The sequence below is a fragment of the Helicobacter sp. T3_23-1059 genome, from assembly GCF_053654515.1.
This window is the reverse complement of record NZ_JBSIUV010000026.1, coordinates 20,215-37,766: the sequence shown is the minus strand read 5'-3', so window position 1 is coordinate 37,766 and position 17,552 is coordinate 20,215. Positions and strand designations below refer to the sequence as shown.

At 36.3% G+C, this 17,552-nt stretch carries 18 protein-coding genes; 6 read left to right on the top strand and 12 right to left on the bottom strand.

The window, feature by feature from the left end; all coding sequences use genetic code 11:
- The first annotated feature begins 40 nt into the window (after positions 1-40).
- On the top strand, positions 41-1,045 hold the full coding sequence (locus ACWIX0_RS08400) for a glycosyltransferase family 2 protein (protein ID WP_454173570.1): 1,005 nt from the start codon (positions 41-43) through the stop codon (positions 1,043-1,045).
- 24 nt (positions 1,046-1,069) lie between these two features.
- On the top strand, positions 1,070-1,312 hold the full coding sequence (locus tag ACWIX0_RS08395) for a hypothetical protein (protein WP_454173569.1): 243 nt from the start codon (positions 1,070-1,072) through the stop codon (positions 1,310-1,312).
- A 251-nt stretch (positions 1,313-1,563) separates the two neighbouring features.
- Here ACWIX0_RS08395 and ACWIX0_RS08390 read toward each other — a convergent pair whose 3' ends face one another.
- The 8 genes from ACWIX0_RS08390 to ACWIX0_RS08355 all read right to left on the bottom strand — a co-directional run bounded on the left by ACWIX0_RS08390 (position 1,564) and on the right by ACWIX0_RS08355 (position 9,072).
- Positions 1,564-3,078, bottom strand: coding sequence for an AAA family ATPase (locus ACWIX0_RS08390; RefSeq protein ID WP_454173568.1), 1,515 nt, complete (start codon positions 3,076-3,078; stop codon positions 1,564-1,566).
- Positions 3,079-3,283: 205 nt separating this feature from the next.
- Positions 3,284-3,514, bottom strand: a complete 231-nt coding sequence (locus tag ACWIX0_RS08385) for a hypothetical protein (protein WP_454173567.1) — start codon at positions 3,512-3,514, stop codon at positions 3,284-3,286.
- Positions 3,511-4,770, bottom strand: coding sequence for a beta-ketoacyl-ACP synthase (locus tag ACWIX0_RS08380; RefSeq protein WP_454173566.1), 1,260 nt, complete (start codon positions 4,768-4,770; stop codon positions 3,511-3,513). Before ACWIX0_RS08380 ends, ACWIX0_RS08385 begins: the two co-directional genes overlap by 4 nt.
- Complete coding sequence (gene fabG, locus ACWIX0_RS08375; RefSeq protein ID WP_454173565.1) at positions 4,767-5,492, bottom strand: 3-oxoacyl-ACP reductase FabG; 726 nt, start codon at positions 5,490-5,492, stop codon at positions 4,767-4,769. Before fabG ends, ACWIX0_RS08380 begins: the two co-directional genes overlap by 4 nt.
- A gap of 42 nt (positions 5,493-5,534) precedes the next feature.
- Complete coding sequence (locus ACWIX0_RS08370) at positions 5,535-6,071, bottom strand: ApeP family dehydratase (protein WP_454173564.1); 537 nt, start codon at positions 6,069-6,071, stop codon at positions 5,535-5,537.
- Between the two features lie 49 nt (positions 6,072-6,120).
- Positions 6,121-7,320, bottom strand: coding sequence for a beta-ketoacyl synthase N-terminal-like domain-containing protein (locus ACWIX0_RS08365; protein WP_454173563.1), 1,200 nt, complete (start codon positions 7,318-7,320; stop codon positions 6,121-6,123).
- A gap of 4 nt (positions 7,321-7,324) precedes the next feature.
- Entirely contained in the window at positions 7,325-7,840 is a 516-nt protein-coding gene (locus tag ACWIX0_RS08360) for a hypothetical protein (RefSeq protein WP_454173562.1), read from the bottom strand.
- Complete coding sequence (locus ACWIX0_RS08355; RefSeq protein WP_454173561.1) at positions 7,840-9,072, bottom strand: NAD(P)/FAD-dependent oxidoreductase; 1,233 nt, start codon at positions 9,070-9,072, stop codon at positions 7,840-7,842. The genes ACWIX0_RS08360 and ACWIX0_RS08355 overlap by 1 nt, the downstream gene beginning before the upstream one ends.
- Before the next feature lie 160 nt (positions 9,073-9,232).
- Here ACWIX0_RS08355 and ACWIX0_RS08350 point away from each other — a divergent pair, with 160 nt between their 5' ends.
- The 3 genes from ACWIX0_RS08350 to ACWIX0_RS08340 all read left to right on the top strand — a co-directional run bounded on the left by ACWIX0_RS08350 (position 9,233) and on the right by ACWIX0_RS08340 (position 12,935).
- On the top strand, positions 9,233-9,922 hold the full coding sequence (locus ACWIX0_RS08350) for a 4'-phosphopantetheinyl transferase family protein (RefSeq protein WP_454173560.1): 690 nt from the start codon (positions 9,233-9,235) through the stop codon (positions 9,920-9,922).
- A 72-nt stretch (positions 9,923-9,994) separates the two neighbouring features.
- Positions 9,995-10,576, top strand: a complete 582-nt coding sequence (locus ACWIX0_RS08345; protein ID WP_454173558.1) for an outer membrane lipoprotein carrier protein LolA — start codon at positions 9,995-9,997, stop codon at positions 10,574-10,576.
- Positions 10,577-10,622: 46 nt separating this feature from the next.
- Positions 10,623-12,935: a hypothetical protein gene (locus tag ACWIX0_RS08340; RefSeq protein WP_454173557.1), complete on the top strand. Its 2,313-nt coding sequence runs from the start codon at positions 10,623-10,625 to the stop codon at positions 12,933-12,935.
- Positions 12,936-13,020: 85 nt separating this feature from the next.
- Here the strand turns inward: ACWIX0_RS08340 and ACWIX0_RS08335 are convergent, their stop codons facing one another.
- Positions 13,021-13,776: a hypothetical protein gene (locus ACWIX0_RS08335; protein ID WP_454173555.1), complete on the bottom strand. Its 756-nt coding sequence runs from the start codon at positions 13,774-13,776 to the stop codon at positions 13,021-13,023.
- A gap of 291 nt (positions 13,777-14,067) precedes the next feature.
- On the opposite strand from ACWIX0_RS08335, the gene mnmA reads away from it, so the two are divergent.
- The gene (mnmA, locus tag ACWIX0_RS08330) at positions 14,068-15,096 is read left to right on the top strand and encodes a tRNA 2-thiouridine(34) synthase MnmA (RefSeq protein WP_454173553.1); all 1,029 of its coding nucleotides are present in this window, start codon (positions 14,068-14,070) and stop codon (positions 15,094-15,096) included.
- 298 nt (positions 15,097-15,394) lie between these two features.
- Here the strand turns inward: mnmA and ACWIX0_RS08325 are convergent, their stop codons facing one another.
- The 3 genes from ACWIX0_RS08325 to ACWIX0_RS08315 form a co-directional block, all read right to left on the bottom strand.
- Positions 15,395-15,745 carry a Fur family transcriptional regulator gene (locus ACWIX0_RS08325; protein WP_454152201.1) on the bottom strand — a complete coding sequence of 117 codons (351 nt, stop codon included), beginning with the start codon at positions 15,743-15,745 and terminating at the stop codon, positions 15,395-15,397.
- A 243-nt stretch (positions 15,746-15,988) separates the two neighbouring features.
- On the bottom strand, positions 15,989-16,858 hold the full coding sequence (locus tag ACWIX0_RS08320; protein WP_454173551.1) for a hypothetical protein: 870 nt from the start codon (positions 16,856-16,858) through the stop codon (positions 15,989-15,991).
- Positions 16,858-17,547: a hypothetical protein gene (locus ACWIX0_RS08315; RefSeq protein ID WP_454173549.1), complete on the bottom strand. Its 690-nt coding sequence runs from the start codon at positions 17,545-17,547 to the stop codon at positions 16,858-16,860. Before ACWIX0_RS08315 ends, ACWIX0_RS08320 begins: the two co-directional genes overlap by 1 nt.
- Positions 17,548-17,552: the final 5 nt, after the last annotated feature.

Below are 17,552 nucleotides of genomic sequence, written 5' to 3'. Positions count from 1 at the left end.
AAATTTTGAAATGAAAAAATATTACAAAAAGGCGTTATAAATGACTGATTTGCAAAACCCTAAATTTTCCATAATTATCCCAATGTATAATGTCGAAAAGTTTATCGCTCGTGCGATAGAAAGCGCGATAAATCAAAGTTATGAAAATATTGAAATTATTTGCGTTGATGATTGTGGTGGCGATAGAAGCGTAGAAATCGCAAAAGATTTTGCTTTGAGCGATAAGCGTGTGAAAACATTGCAAAATCCGCAAAATCTAGGCACTTTTGCCACGCGAAATAATGGCGCATTAAGCGCAAAAGGCGAGTATTTGCTATTTTTAGATAGCGATGATTATTTGCACCCTGACACTTGCCAAAAATGCTATGAAATGTTGGAAAATGCAAATAAAGAACAAATTGATTTTATAATGTTTAATTTTTTGGGACAAGATAAAAAAGACGGAGAATTTAAACTATGGAAAGCAGTAGGTAAAACACAAATAGTTGATAGGCACGGGTTTGAGGCGATATATTTTGGTAAAGATACAGGCTATAATATAGCGACAAAATGTATCAAAAAAGCTACTTATCTTAAAGCGTTAGAATTTGCCAATGTTAGAAAAAAACTCACATTGGCGGAGGATATACTCGCTTCTGTGGCACTTTTGGGTGTAAGCAATAAAATAATGTTGTTTAACTATGGGCTATATTATTATGCCCACAACGATAATTCAGCTACTCGCTCTCTTGAACCACAAAAAGTTCAAGAGAGAATTGAAAATTTAGACTTTGTGATTGATAAATTCACAGAACTTGCTACGAAGAAAGATAGAGAATATGAAGTGTTTTTGCAATGTTTGATAAAGATACTACAAACGCACATAATCCGCGAAAAAATACACCCATATAAAATCGCGTATCACAAACGCATAGAAAAAGGCTATCCCAAATGGTTAGCAAGGCTAATTTGGAGTTTGCAAAAACGGCGATTTGGAGCACAAGCAAAAGAGCGCGATTTATGCAACTTTGTCAAAGAAAATAAGGGGGTGTTTCAAAAAATTTAAGTATTTTAAATAGCATAATTATCGTTGCATAATCGCAGATTTTTCATCTGTCCTGTGGCTAGTTCGCTATCTCGCTTAAAGGGTTTAGATGAATTTAGCGGGGATTTTATCTCTCTAGATTCGCGACTTACCAAACACAGATTTTGTGAATTTTACGCGCAAGACTTTTTCAAAGCCTGTGATTACTGCCTAGTTTTAAGCAAAGGACGGACATATATCCCTATGGCAATACAGACGGATAAGGTGTTAAAAATTAAGAAAGATTAAGATTTAAGAATAAACAAAGTCTAATTTTTTGATTTTTAGGCTTTGTCTGCTATGTTATTTATTACTTAAAGTAATTTTCTATTCTATCAATCAATTCTCTGATTTCATCAAAGTCTTTGTTTATATCTAATTTCTTTATGATATTGTTCGCAAACATATTTTTGGCTTCTTGGTTATTGTTTAATTTATATTTTGCTTTGTCGTTTTTGCTATTAGTCGATGAAAAATAATTGCTTTTAGCTGTTTGCTGTTCACCGTTTTAATTGTGCGGAAATAAAATCCTTTAATTCTAATTCTACTACTAATTTATTGTCTTTTAGAATATCAAGCGTATAAAGCATTTCAAGGGGATAATTTTTTAATCTTATTCTGTCGTCATCTTGATTTAAATTGTCAATATCTAATGTATAAATTGTAGTGTAGCCTTGTTGTATGATTTGAGCATTTGCATTATAACCAGCCTTATCATAATCGCATAAAAATAAAATTTTTTCTTTTGGAATGCTTAATTGTTTGAAAGCAATGGCAAAGTGGCTCATATTATCAGTTCCTCCACAATCGATAATCTCAAAAGGCTTGTCAATCTTTGAAAGTTTATAAAAATTTTCAATGTGGAGTTTATCTAATTTTCCCTCTACCATAAGGGTAGGCTTATTTGATTTTTGGATTTGCGTAATCACACTCATAGCATTATCAAAAGTCATAACACCATCTGATAGTTTTTCTATCGCCTCTTTTTTGTCAATTTTTCTAATATTTCCATTTTCCATAAAAAATAAATCGTTCTCTTCGCAATATGCAACACTTGATAAACTATGGGTAGTCATAACAACTTGGCAATCAAATTCTTTAACTACCACATTTTTAAGAATATCAATGAGCATTTTTGCCATTTTTGGATTTAAATGAGCGTCAGGCTCGTCCAAAAGTAAAATTATAGAATCTAGGGTTGTGTTTTCGTATTGCCACATTATAAGAGACATAATAATTTGTTCGCCTAAAGATATATTATCTAGCGATATAACATTTTGTGTATCTTGTTCGATACAAACTAATTGAGCCTCATTGAACATTTGTGGAATTATAACTTCCAATCTATATTTAGGATAATGGATTTCTAATTTTTTGTTAATTTCATCAAGTGGATTTATGCCACATTCTCTCTCTGCCATTTCATCAATTTCTTTTACTCTCATATCTTTACATTGTTGTAATAGCCTCCTTTTACAATTTTCAAGTTTTATAAAATAGTTTCCAAACATATCTACTAAAAGCCGTTCATTAAAAATTGTAGGGCTAGATTCCACATTTATATCATTTACGGAATCCAACCATTTATAAAATGTATCTTTGCTCATATTGCGAAATTCTTTATATGACTTATTGTGTCTTTTAAAAAAGGAAATGTATTGCTTGTAAAAACCATTTTTACCATTTTGTTCACTCTCAACAATGTTTTCATAATTTTCTTTGCATTTTTGTATGTTAGTATCGCCAACACAATACCCATCGAGTTCTAATTGGATATTGTCAAAATATTTAACTTGAGAACTTGTTTGAATATTAAAAATTTGCCTATTTTTAGTAGTGTTTCCATTTGAGATTGAATCAATTTGCTCCAAAAGTGCCGTTTTGCCTGAGCCATTTTCTCCTGTTATGACGGCAAATTTAGGTATATTATCCCATTGAAATCCTTTTTTAATATTTTTGTAGCTTGCACTCGCCTTAAGGCTTGTTATAAATTTACTTTGTGTGGTTTTAGTCATTGTTTTATCCTTAATATTTTTGATTTATTGCAGAATTATACAACCTTTGGATTAAAATAAAACAATAAATATATGATTTGTGGGTTTTAGCCATAGCTTCTATATTGCATATCAATCGAGGTTTTAGCAATATTTACAACAAAAATCGTATGCAGTGCAAAGATAGATAAAATCAAAAGAAATACATAAAAGACATTCAATAAATCTAATGACAAATATATGGCGTTTGCATATCCATTTGGTGCGGAAAGTATGAAAGAGCTTTGTGGATTTTGATTTTGTGGATTTTTATGAGGCTAAATCCACTTTCATCATCAACGACTAATCTTAGATTATGGTTTGGAAGATATAAACTTGATAATGAGGCTACAAAAATACCAAAGCCCCTGCGTTCATCTATTTTTATCTCGTCTTGCGTTTTTTGAGATTTTCTCACACTCTTTTAAAAATCAGCGAAGTATTTATCCCGCCAAATGCAAAATTATTATTCATCACAAAATCTGTGTTTATTGATTTTGGTTCGCGCAAATACCCCAAAGGAGCGCAAGTTTTATCAACCTCTTTCAAATTTATCGTAGGATAAAAAAGATTATCCCTCATCATCTCTATACTAGCGATACTCTCTATCCCACCGCACGCCCCAAGCGTATGCCCTAGATAGCTTTTAAGCGAACTAATGGGGATAGATTCCCCAAAGACTTCATTTGTCGCTTTTGCTTCAGCTATGTCCCCCCATTGCGTAGCGGTAGCGTGGGCATTTACATAGCCTATTTGGTTAGGGCTTAGCCCCGCATCTTTTAGGGACATTAGCATTGCTTGCTTCATCGTTTCACTTTGTGGGTGGGTGCTATGCGCCCCATCACAATTACTGCCAAAACCCACCACTTCAGCGATAGGCACTCCCCCTCGTTTTTGTAAGCTAGATTCACTCTCTAGCACGACATATCCCGCCCCCTCTCCTATGACTAGCCCATCTCGCGCACTATCAAAAGGTGCGGGGGTTAGCTTAGGCATATCGTTTTTTTGGCTTGTCGCGTAGAGAAAATCAAAAGTGTAGGCTTGACTAGGACATAGCTCTTCAGCTCCCCCTGCTATCATAGAATCTATAAGCCCAAATTTTATCGCCTCATACGCCTGCCCTATGGCGACACTCCCGCTAGCACACGCGCAAGAAGTGGGAATAACGCGACCCTTTAGCCCATAAAAAATAGCGATATTTGCAGCGGTGGTGTGGGGCATACATTTTATGTAAGTATTGGCATTGCAATTATGAGGCAATCCTAAAAACATTTTTGCTAGCTGAAGTGTAGAATCTGTGCTGCCCGTGCTAGAGCCACTTGCTACGCCCATATAGCCGTTTTGGCATTCTTGGCTTATTTCGCCATTTTGGGCTAATCCTGCACTTTGCAATGCTAGCCCTGCGGCTTCTATGGCATAAAGAGAGATTGTGCCACAGCTTCGCATTTGTTTCCTACTCCAATGACTTGGCGGAGCGTAGTTTTTTATCGGGCAAGCAAGTTTTGAGCGCAATTCTTTGTGGATTTCCCACTCTTTTATGTAAGTAGTCGCGTTTTTGCCCTTTGCTAGATTGTCTCTCATCTGCGCCCACGACTTGCCAAAAGCACTCACAATCCCATAACCACTCACAAAAACCCGCTGTATCTTGCCATTAAAATCATTATGTAGATTCACGCTAGCCCTCCATTTACGCCGATGACTTGTCGCGTGATATAGCTAGCCCCATCGCTTAGGAGAAATTCTACCAATGGCGCGACATCTTCTACCTGCCCAAACCTCCCCGCAGGGATAGCTTGCAAAATCTGCTCTTTTGGTAGATTCCCGCTTGTCATATCGGTTTGTATTAGTCCGGGAGCGACTACATTTACACAGATATTTCTACTTGCTAGCTCAATGGCAATAGATTTTGCAGCACCGATAAGCCCAGCCTTGCTTGCAGCATAGTTGCTTTGCCCACGATTGCCTATTACCCCTGAGATAGATGATATGACTACTACTCGCCCTTTTCTTGCCCTTGCCATAGGCATTAGCAAGGGATTTAGCACATTATAAAAACTATGCAAATTTGTCTCTATGACACTTTTCCAATCATTTTGGCTTAACCCCACAAAAGTATTATCGCTTGTAATCCCAGCATTTAGCACCACGCCCCAAAGCGCAGGATTTTCATTCATATAAGATTCTAGGATTTCTTTGCATTCTTGCGTGTTTGCCACATCAAAAATAAGCGATTTTGCGTTTAATTCATTAGCGATAGAATCTAGGGCGTTTGATTTTGTCCTGCCGTGTAGTATGACTTCATAGCCTGCTTTATGTAGATTTCGCGCTATGCCTGCTCCTATGCCACGCGAAGAGCCTGTGATTAGGACTTGTTTTGTTGGTGTAGTGTTGCTCATAGATTTTCTCCTTTTGTATATGACTTTGCGCAGAATGTGATTTTAGCTATCTAAGATTTTAGATAAAAACTCATCATTTGGGTTTAGCGCGGTAAGTGAGGTTTTTGCTATGATTTTACCATTTACAAAGGCTTCCCCCTCATACACTCCTAGCCCGTTTTCATCTTGCATATTTAGCGTTAGGCACACTTCGATGATTTGCCCTATTTCGACAAATGGTGTAAAGATTTCAAACCCTCTAGCCCCTAGCAAAAATCCTAGCTTATTGCTATTTTGCGTAGGATTTTGTGTAGAATCTTTGCTTAGATTTTGTTGCTCTTTTTTGGTGCGCCATAGTGCTAGACTTTGCGCAAAAATCTCTAAAATATTATAGCTAGGGAATCTATTTTTTCCCGTTTTTTCATCTGTGTGCAAAAACGCATTGTCTGTTTTGATATGCGCTTGCGTGCGGATAAAATCCTTATTTACTTCTAGCAAATTATCAATTAGCACCATTTCTAAGGATTGGGGGATAAAGTTTGCTATATTTTGTTGTGGTGCTTGTTGTGTTTTTTGTGGTGTGTTTTGCGTGTTTTGCATTGATAGAATCCTTTGTCTAAATGTTGTTAAGATTTTGATATATCAAAATCTATGCTTGTCCTACAATAATCGCGCTATTATCCCCGCCAAATGCAAATGATACGCTAAGGGCGTTACGCACTTTTATGCTATCGCCTTTTTGTGCTAGGGTGATTTTTGGCAAATTTTTATCAAATTCATAAATATGAGGCACAAGATTGCTTTTTGTGCTTTCATTTTTTGCACTCCCTCCCTTCAAACTTTGCAACACTAGCTCTGCGCACACCCCTGCTTCTATCGCGCCTGCCGCGCCAAGCGTATGTCCTATGAGTGGTTTTATGCTGCTAGCTGGGATAGATTTTAGCCTCCCTTGCAATGCGTAGGCAAAGGTATTTGCCTCCATTTCATCATTTGCTTTTGTCCCTGTGCCGTGCAAGTTGATATAATCAATATCTGTTGGGGAGAGATTAGCGCATTTTAGCGCGTCTTGCAAAAGTAGCTCTTGCATCGCAAAATCCTCTCGTGGCTGGGTGATGTGAAAAGCGTCATTATTGCTCGCATAGCCTTTTAGCTCGACTCTAAAATCGCTAGCTAAATGTGGCTTTGCCTCCACTATCTTAGAATCCACAAGCACAAATACGCCCGCACCCTCGCCGATATTTATCCCCTCCCTATCGCTTGCGTAAGCTCTAGATTGCTTTGGGCTTAGTATATTTAAGCTATCAAATCCATTGATTGTCAAAGTATTTAAGCTATCTACCCCTCCGCAAATCACAGCTTCACAAAGATTAGATTTTATTAGTCTAGCTCCCTCTATGATAGCTTTTACCCCTGAAGTGCAGGCTGAGGATATACCAAGACTTAGCCCGCAAATATGATAAAGATTTCGCACAAAACAAGCGGGATTATCTAGCGCGCTAAAATCTTGCAAATACTTCCTTTTAGCGATTCTTTGGTAGTTTTCTTCTATCGCTGTGGTAGTCGTGCCTATGATGATAGCGATTTTTTCGCACGATTCTAAAATCTCTTTTATTAGATTTTGCCCATTTAATAGTGCGTTATACAAAATCATATTTGTGCGCGAGCAAAAGCGCGTAGGTGTCTCTCTAGGTAGCGGGGCTAGATGCTCGCATACCCCTAGCATAAAATCTTTATCGCCAAAATCTTTGCTATTTTCTTTGATAGATTTTGTGCTAGATAATCGTATATCACCATTTGCAAGGTGGCGCATAATGCTAGCATTATCATTGCCCGCAGAGCAAATCATCATAGGCTTACTCATTAGTATTTTCAAGTTCTTTTACCTCTATGTTTTGATAGACAAATGTGATAAAATCCGTTTTTTGTGCGTTGGTAGATTCTAGCATTTGTGTATGTATGGATTCTAGCAATTTTACAAACAGCTTATCATATCGCTTTGTTGGTGGCAAAAATTTGGTATTGAAAAATCTGCCATTTTCTAGCTTTTTGCTAAGCAGTGGCGCACCTAGCGCGTCAAAAAGCGCGAAATGATAGATAATATGTTTAGGATTTTTGCTAGAGTGTTCGCGTGAGATATATAGCACCATTTGTTGTTTTTGCGTTGTTAGGCTAAACATTTTTGGACGAAAATCTAGTAAATCGCTAGTTTCTCCAAAATCTCTGTCAAAATCTTGCGCGTTTTGCGACATTTTACCCCCGCTAAAAAAGCCACAGCCACCACACACAAATGCCAAAAAAACCACCGATAATTTTGCTAAAAATTTTTTTAGCAAAACCTGTTTTGAAACGCCATTTTTTGCATTTATCATTATTTGCAATACCCTTGCAGCGCATCTAATGCCTCTTTTGCTTTTAAGACATAGGGATTTTGCTTATCCCACGCATACCCTGCTAAAATTGAGCAAATTTGTCGCTTGATATGATGATTTGGCTTTTTTGCATAGATTATATCTTGAAACTTGCCATTATACCACCCCTCCACATACACTCTAAAGCAATTTATGCCTATCATTAGCTCATCTGCATACTCTTTTTGCAAATCCACCTTTTTGCCTTGCAAGATTTGTGGCACAAGGTGGCTAGCTAGCCTAGCACTTTGCATAGCGATACTAACCCCAGAGCTAAACACGGGGTCTAAAAACTCGCTTGCATTTCCAAGCAACAAAAATCTATCCCCAAAAAGTGTCTTTACATCTTTAGAATAAGAGCTAATCGAGCGCACAGGTGTATCCCATTTTGCGTTATTTAGAAGTCGCTTTAGCATAGGGGCTTCAAAGGTATGGGATTTTAAGATTTCCTCATCATTTTTGCCCGCTATTTCTAGTCTTTGTGGCTCGCCTACCACTCCTATGCTAGCGCGTCCATTAGAAAAAGGGATAAGCCAAAACCACACATCTCTAAAGCGCGGGTGAGTAGTGATTAAAATCTTGTTTCTATCATAAAGCACTTCGCTGATATTATCCTCAATATGCGTGAAATATGCCCTTTTTGAGCTTAGGTTTGACGGGGATTCTAAATCTAGGATTTTAGGCAAAACCCTGCCATATCCGCTTGCATCAAGCACAAATTTTGCTTCTATGATTTCGCCATTGTTTAAACTCGCACGGACGCCCTCTGAATGAAAATCTATGTCTAAAACCTCCACTTCAAAAAGCACTTCTACGCCCTGTCTTATCGCCTCATCGATTAGCACTTTATCAAAATCCCCCCTTTGCACTTGAAAAGTCGTGCCAGAGCCAGCAGAGCTTTTATCACAAAAATCAAAATAGCGATATTGCTCATTATGGCTAAACGCTGCGCCATTTTTGTATTGAAATCCGTAAGATTCCACCGCGTCTAAAAACCCAGCCTCTTTTAAAATCTCATTGCAAAAAGGCAACAATGATTCGCCTATGACAAATCTAGGGAATTTTTGCTTTTCTACTACGAGTGTTTGTATGCCTTGCTTGTGTAGCAGGGCACTAGATATGCTCCCACTAGGACCAGCTCCTATGATTAAAACTTCTACTTCTTTTGTTTTTTGATTGGTTTTTTGCGACATTTTCACTCCTTTTTAGGCTTTGTGCTAGATTTTGCAAAATCTATTTGCAATAGGATAGATAGAGGATATATTTTGCAAAATCTTTGTAATAAATCCAAAAGTAAAATTATAGTAAAATCTAAACACCATTGCGCTACAAATCTTTACACTAAGGAAAATCTTGTATTTAGACAAATCCACAAGCCATAGCCAAATCCCAAAAGATGTATTTTTTTGTGCGTTAGATTTGCGCAAAAAGTATCCAAAATATCTTAATGCCTTGCCTAAAAAATACCAACAAGCAAAATCTAGCAAAATCCAAAATCTTAAAACCCATATTTTTCTAGCCATTGGGCTAAAATCACTAAAACGATATTATGACAAAAAAACCCTTAGTCAAAACGATAAAGCGCGACTCCGCCTACACCCAAATCTAGCGAAAAATCCATCATTTATCCTCTCTCGCACCCTAAAAAGCTATGCAACCAAACTAGGATTTAATAAAACAAAACACTTTTTTAGTCAATCACATAAAGATGACATTGCCATTATCGCATTTGCTAGATTCCCCATAGGCATAGATATAGAGGTGGTTAGGAGTAGAGATTTTAGAGCGCATTTAGATTTTTGTTTTAATGATTTTGAGCGTGAGTTGGTTAGCATTGCGGCAAATCCTTTACTCGCGTTTTATCGCATTTGGACACTAAAAGAATCCCTAATAAAGCTAGAAAATCTCACATTTGGAGACTTATCAATCGTGGGGCTTGACAAACAGGGCGCATTTGTCAAAAAAGATGGGAAGCGCATTTATCATAAATTTATCACAATATTTTATCACACCAAAAATGCGATTATTACGATATGTTATTAGATTATTTTTGGCAAAATTTTATGTTTGCGCTTTGCTTGCGCTTGTGATAAATCCTAAACATAAGGAATTAAAATGAAGCAAATTATTATGGCATTTGCAATATGTGCGTTTGCAAATGCTTTGAGCTTAGAAAATCTGCAAGAAAATATACAAAAATCATTGCATAGTAATATCTTGCAAGGTAAATTTACCCAAGAAAAAGAGCTAAAAGGTTTTAGCAATAAAATCAAAAGTTATGGCGTTTTTCGCCTAGAAAATGTGGAGGAAAAAACGCTTTTTTGGGATACGCACGCCCCTATCAAATCCCATCTAAAAATCACAAAAAAAGGCATTTTTACCAAAGATAACAAGCAAGATAAATGGATACCTCTTAGCAATAACAAACACCAAGAAATGTTGCTAAATATATTAAGTATGGATTTTAGGGCATTAGGGGCATATTTTGATTTTGATTTGAGAGAGGATAAAGACATTTGGATTTTAGAGCTAAAACCAAAAAATGCTATCCTTGCAAAAATATTTGATTCTATCACTTTGCAAGGCGTTATCAAATATCCAAGCGTAGTAGAAAAAGTCATCTTGATTGAGCGTAATGGCGATAAAACAACCAACATTTTTTCTGCCATTAGCATAAATACCGTTGCAAAAAACTAGATTTTGCTTAAGTTTGTAAGTAACAAAAAAATAAAGAAATAACACAATGCAAAATCCTAAAAATTTCTTTTCACATTTTTTGCAAACTCCACACAAAATCTATGCGATTTTTGCCCTGCTTGCAAGCGTAATGATAGCGATTATATTGTCGCGCATAGATTGTTTGCAAAGCGATATTTATACACTCATAGATTTTAGCCCCACGCAAAAAAACGCATTACAAAAAGTGCAACAAAATGTCGCAAAAAATTTTGCCAAAGACATTTCATTTTTAAGCGATGATGAGGGGCTGCTTAGTGAGATTTTGGGCGAGTTTTTTTACTCTGCTTCAAACAATCTTTTTACAAATATCAAACTTAGTATCAATGATTCTGCTTTAGATGATTTTGCTATGCTTAAAAATTTATATTCATTGCGCGTAGCATTGCTTGAGTATAAGACATTTGTAGAGATTACAAAAAATCCAAATGATTTTTTTGCTAAAAACGCAAATGAATTTTTGAATAGCTTTGCTCTGCGTCCTCTTAGCCCAAGTAAAGATTTTTTTAACCTTGTTGGACATTCTAGTTTGCTAGCAAATGAAAATGGGCTAAAACTTGATATAACAAGTGGGAAACTATACGCGCTAGATACAAAAACACAAAAAAAATATTATTTTGCTAGCGCGCATTTAGCGCAAAATTTTGACACACAAGCATTACTAGATTTTATCGCTAAATCTAGGGCAAAGGCACAAAAAGCAAATGCGCATTTACTCGTTCAAGGTGGGGCGATTTTTAGCGCGATTGGCAAGCAGGAGGGAATCAAAGAGAGTGTTTTTATGGGCGGGCTATCATTTATTTTGGTTAGTATTTTGTTGTTTTTGGCGTTTGGAAGCGTGCGGATTTTTTATGTAGTATTGGTGGTTTTATTTAGCTTTTTGTGTGGTTTAAGTGCTTCGCTTTTGATTTTTAGTGATTTGCATATCCTTACTGTTGTGATTAGCACGAGTCTTGTTGGACTGATTGTAGATTTTGCTATGCACTACCTTGCAAAAGAGCAGGGCAGGCACTTGCAAGCTAGCAGTATAAAATCGATAAAAAAAATCTTTTTGCTAGGGCTTTTTATCACGGCTAGTGGATATGCTTTATTTTTATTTTCTCCTATGCCCTTTTTGCACCAAATCGCTATTATGTCGATTTTTACGCTTATTGGGGCGTTTTTTGCTAGCTATTTTTTACTGCCATATTTGTTGCAAGGTAGCATATTTGCACCAAAAATGGCGTTTAGAAAGCCTTTTTTAACCACCCTTAAAATCCTAAAGCCATTTTTTAGGCGATACATATATTTTGTCGCGCCATTTGTTGTGCTTTTTTCTGTGCTACTTTTGCTAAAAGTAGATATGAAAGAAAATATTTCTACATATTCCTCCATACCAAAAGAATCCTTAGATGAATTGCAAGATTTTGCGCGACTAACAAATAGCAATACGCAAAAATTTATCCTGCTAGATGATATACAAAAAGAGCGAAATCTTATGCAAGAACTTATAGAAAAAAACATTATTGATAGATATGATGGGCTTAGCTCTTTTGTGCTAAGCCAAAATGAACAAGCACAAATCATAAATGCCTTTCAAAAACATGGCAACAATAATGAGATTTTAGGAATGTATAAAAAACTAGGCTTTTCAACAAAAGAGATTAAAGAAGCATTTTTGCAAATTGCCTCTTTAAAGCCATTTTCTTTAGAGCAGATTTTGGCTCTAAATGCAGATTTTGATAAATTTGTCATACAGCAAAATCAAACGCAAAATCAGCAAAATTCATATAGTTTGATTTCCTTTCCGCATTTTGTGGATTTAAGCGATGATGGTAATCAACTAGAGCATATTTTAGCAAAGTATCAAGCACAAATCATTGATGTCCCACAACGAATAAACTCTAGCCTAAATGCGATAAAGCATAACGCCATTTGGCTAAAGATTTTGGGCTATATGCTCGCATTTGTGGCACTTTTTGTCGCTTTTGGTGGCAAAAAATCAGTCATAATGATAACCGTAGTGCTTTTATCCACGCTAGCAAGTCTAGGCATAATGCTAGCGTTTGGAAATGGTTTTGATATTTTTGTGGCATTTGGGCTAATCATCTCTAGCGCAGTTGGGATTGACTATGTCATACTAGCGACAAATCAACAGCTAAGTGTGCAAAAACGCGCATTTGGTATCACGCTAGCAAGCCTAACAAGTATCATTTCATTTTGTTTGCTTAGCTTTAGTAGCACGCAAGCAGTCGTTAGCTTTGGGCTAAGTGCTACGCTAGGAATGGCTTTTTGCGCGCTTGGAGCTATCGCTATTTCGCTAAAAGTCAAAACAACCTAGTCATAAAATCTATTTTGATACAACTCTCTAAAACAGATTCTGCCTTTTTAAAAATCCATAGCAAAAATCTATCGCAAAATAGATTTTATCGTGGTTGCATATCGCGGATTTTAGGGATAGGAGCGACTTTTTGTAGCTCGATATATTTGCCACTCTTTGTAAAAAAATCCCCCATCCACACTTTGTGTTTCCACCGCCTAAAGTTTGCTAAATACAGCATTTCTACACTTGCTGAGATTTTGGAGTATTCATCGCAAGCTAGTCGCATACCTAGCGCACAAGATAGCCAATAATACTGCTGTGCTTGGGCTAAATCCCCTCCCATATAAAGCAAGGCTTGCCCAGCAAAAAAGCACGCCTTTTTATCGCCCATTTGACAGAGTTGGCGATTTTGTGGATATTGATTTGCGCTGTTTGCGAGGATTTCCTCAAAAGATAGCGGTGGCTCTATGGGTGGAGGGACATCTTGTGGAAAATAATGCGTGGTTTGGGCGGATTTTTGGGATTTTTTAGATTCTATAAATGATTTGATATGTTGGCTAGATTTTGATTTTTTATCTTTTGCTTGCGTATTGTTTTGCTCATTTTTTTGTGCTTTTTTCTTTTTTAGATTTTCGTTGTTGTTGGTATTTTTTGCATTTTTATCATTTGGATTTTGCGCTTCTTGTGGCGATAATCCTTTCATCTCATAATAAATCTTAGCCACCTCTTTAGGCATTTGTAGCTCAAAATCCTGCTTTGCGTCCAACCCCTGTGCTAGCACAAAAATCCAAAAAAATCCCCCTACATTTTTAATGCCCCAAATAAGCCTAGCATAAAGTAAATCCCTAAATAATCCCATTATGAAACCTTTATTTATATTGTGTTTTATCTTGCAGGATTTTGAAATATTTTTGCTTGCAAAAGTTTTTTAAAATCCTGCCACATTTTTTAGTATTTTTGTCAAAATCTAAAATCCATTTAGATATATCGCTAATTTGCAGATTTATTCAAGCTAAGTTTTATGTAAAATCTAGTAGCGTAACTAACAAACATTTCTAAAAATATTTTTCAAATTTTAAGCTATAATACCCTCCCTTTATTTTCATAGAAAAATAAAGCAAAATATCTTATTTACTGAAAGGAGCAACTAATGAAAGTTGCATTACTAATGAGCGGTGGAGTGGATAGCTCCTACTCAGCATACTTACTAAAACAAGCGGGCTATGAAGTGCTAGGAATCTACCTAAAGCTACACGACAAAGAAAAAAAGCACGAGATTTTTATCGCTAATTGCGAAAAAGTCGCCAAAAATCTAAATATAGATTTTATGGTAATTGATGCAAAAAAAGAGTTTAGAGAAGTGGTTTATGACTACTTCATAGAATCCTACAAAAAAGGCGAGACGCCAAATCCTTGCGCGATGTGCAACCCAAATATGAAATTTGGCTTAGCATTGCAAAAAGCAATCGAGCTAGGGTGTGAAAAGATTGCCACAGGGCATTATGCAAGAATCAAAGAAGTAAATGGTGTCAAAAAAATCGCAAAAGCAAAAGATGCGAGCAAAGACCAAAGCTATTTTTTATACGCGATTTCACAAGATGCGATAAATCGCCTTATTTTTCCGCTTGGCGATATGCTAAAAAGCGAAGTCAAACCCAAAGCATTTGAAGCTATGCCGTGGTTTGGCACGCTTGAAGAGTATAAAGAAAGTCAAGAGATTTGCTTTGTGGAGAGCGATTATATCGACATACTAAAAAAGCATTTTGAAGTCGAAAAAGAAGGAATCGTCCGCAACGCACAAGGGCAAATCGTAGGCACGCACAAAGGCTATATGCAATACACCATAGGCAAGCGCAAAGGATTTTCCGTCAAAGGTGCGCACGAGCCACATTTCGTGCTAGGCATAAATCCTAGACAAAATGAAATCATCGTAGGCAAAAAAGAAGAGCTAGCAAAAATCATAGTAGAAGCACAAAATGTGAGTTTGGATAAAGATTTTGATGGCAAAGAATACGAAGTGAAAATCCGCTATCGCTCAGAGCCCACACTTGCTAGACTTGAAATAAACGAGGGCAAAATCCTAGCCCAGCTAAAAGAGCCTGTCTATGGCGTGGCAAAAGGGCAGGCACTTGTGGTGTATGATGATGACTGCGTGCTAGGCGGTGGCGTAATCGTGTAGAGCTATAATTTTAAAAAAATCAAAAGTAGTAAAAAGTGATTTGCAAAAATGATTTTGGACAAAATTTATGCAAAAATTGTATCAATGATTTTGCTAAGCAGATATGTATGTAGGGCAACAAAAAAGGCTATAGATTTTGGAGGGGGTAGATTTTATTTTTAAGGTTTTGCATACTTGATTGCAAACTCTTACTAAGCTAAAATCTTGGCTAGGTGTTTTACACATTGATTGTTGCAGATTTATGTAGATTTGGGCGTATTTACGCGGGCTTTATATGCGTAGTATAGCCTTTGTAGGCTTATTCACACTCATTGCAGATTCCGTGTGCGACTACGGATTTTACCCTGCCTTGTGCTTTTGCACCCTTAGGCAAGTCAAAATCCGTGATTTTGTGGCAGACATCACACACAAAGTGCGCTTTAGCATCTTGTGCTAGCTCGTAGTAGCTTTTGCGCTCTAAATTGGTCTTTACCACCACGCCCCTTTCCTCAAAAAGCTCCATATTGCGATAAAAAGTCGTTTTATTCGCGTCTAAGTCAAACTCATCAAAGCTAAGTGGCTTAGCCGATTTGCGCAAAATCTCTAGCATTTCTAATCGCAAATCCGTGATAGCGATATGGTTTTGTTTTAGCAATGAGATAGAATCCATTTTTGCCTCTTTTGCCTTATTATAGTTTTGTGCGTTAGCGCATTTCTCGCGCTTTAAGCGTTACGCGTTTGGCATTTTTTAAGCGCATTATAGCAAATTTGGATTTTGCTTATGCGATTTTAGCGTGCAATTTCGCATAAAATTTGCGCAAAAATCATCTACGCCCTAGCATTCACGCTATCAATGTAACTATCCGTTTTTTCGCGCAAAAGTCTCTCTACAAATAGCGCATCAAAATTGCGCTTATGTATTTTTTTGACTTTTACGAAACTCCACTGATTGATAAAATGCTCTATATTGCGCATCTTTGTAGCTTTGTTTTATCGTGCCATCGGGATTGCATATATTTTCAATTGGTTCATTACGCGAATAGTTATGTATAAAATCTAGCCACGCATTACCATTTGCCCTACAATAGCCACATTTCGTAAGGATATTTTCTAAATCACCCTCGCTAAAGTCTGGTTTTGTGAGAATCTCGCTTAGTTTTTGCAATAGATTCCCGCCGTCATTGAAATACTCAAAAAATCTTTCCTTATTTTTTTCAAAAAAATTCTTTGCTTTTTTGACATTTGATTCTATGGTTTGCGCTAACAAATCTAATTTGTCTTTTCCCCATTGCGTATTTGCAAAAATACTTGCGATAAGGGCAATAAAGGCGGCTACTAGGATAGCTATCCACCAAGTTGTTATAAAAAGTTCTATTACGATTGCAGTTATTCCCAAAACAAATAAATCATACACAATACTAGATAATCCACTATAAAACTCTTCTGTCCCCTTGTTATAAACAAACATTATCGACCAACCTTCAACAATAAAAGTCCATTTAGCAAATTTGCCTGCTACTTCACTAATTTTTGCATTTTTATATAGCCATTCTATCCCTTGTGCTATTGAGGCAAATATAGCTCCAATAGTGCTTATACCAATATCTGCTAAAGTAATATTTTTGAGCTGTATCTCAAGCGTATTCTCAACTTTATAAAACTCCGCATATCTATTCTTATGCAAAAAGATTCTCTTTTGTGCTTCTGCCTCAATCTTTGCTTTTTCTTGTGTAAAATATGCTCCATCGTTTGCATAAGGTAAATTATCCCAATTTCTATCCATCACAAATCCTTTCTGTGTAAATGTTTGATTTTATCTTTTAAATCATATTTCTCTGCTTTGCCTTGCGATTCCAACGCCTCCGCACTTCTCTCACGCAAAATTGATAAAAGTTTTTTTATATCTTGGATTTCATTGTTTTGGGCAATACAATAAAAACGCGAATGTCTAAAATCAAAAAAACTAAATTTTTTGTCTATATCATCACATACGCGAAATTGCCAAAAACCGCAAAGTGTTACTATACTAGAAAAAGAATGCACAAAAAATGAAAATGTCCCATAGGGATAAAATCGATTTGTTTTATATGGCAAAAGTCCGTTTGCTTTGATAAAAATGCCTTTATCTGTGAGAATAATGCGATTATTCCGCCACATAAATAGCGCATTAACAGCGACAAAAGCATACAAAATCATAAATCCATACGCCAAAATCAAAACAAACACTCTTATTAAGTTATCAAGTTTTAATAACAAAAGAGGATTATATATGGCTTTATATTGAAAAGTTTGTAATATGGGAATACAAAAATCATCGTTTATTATATTGAAAAATAACGGCAAACATAGCGCAATTATAGTAAATATGGTTATATCCCAAAATTCAAATAATCGATTCCCAAACTTTTTTGGAAACTCGTATTTAAACTCATAAATCACTTCTCCATAAGGCGATTTTTCGTAATTATCCATCACAA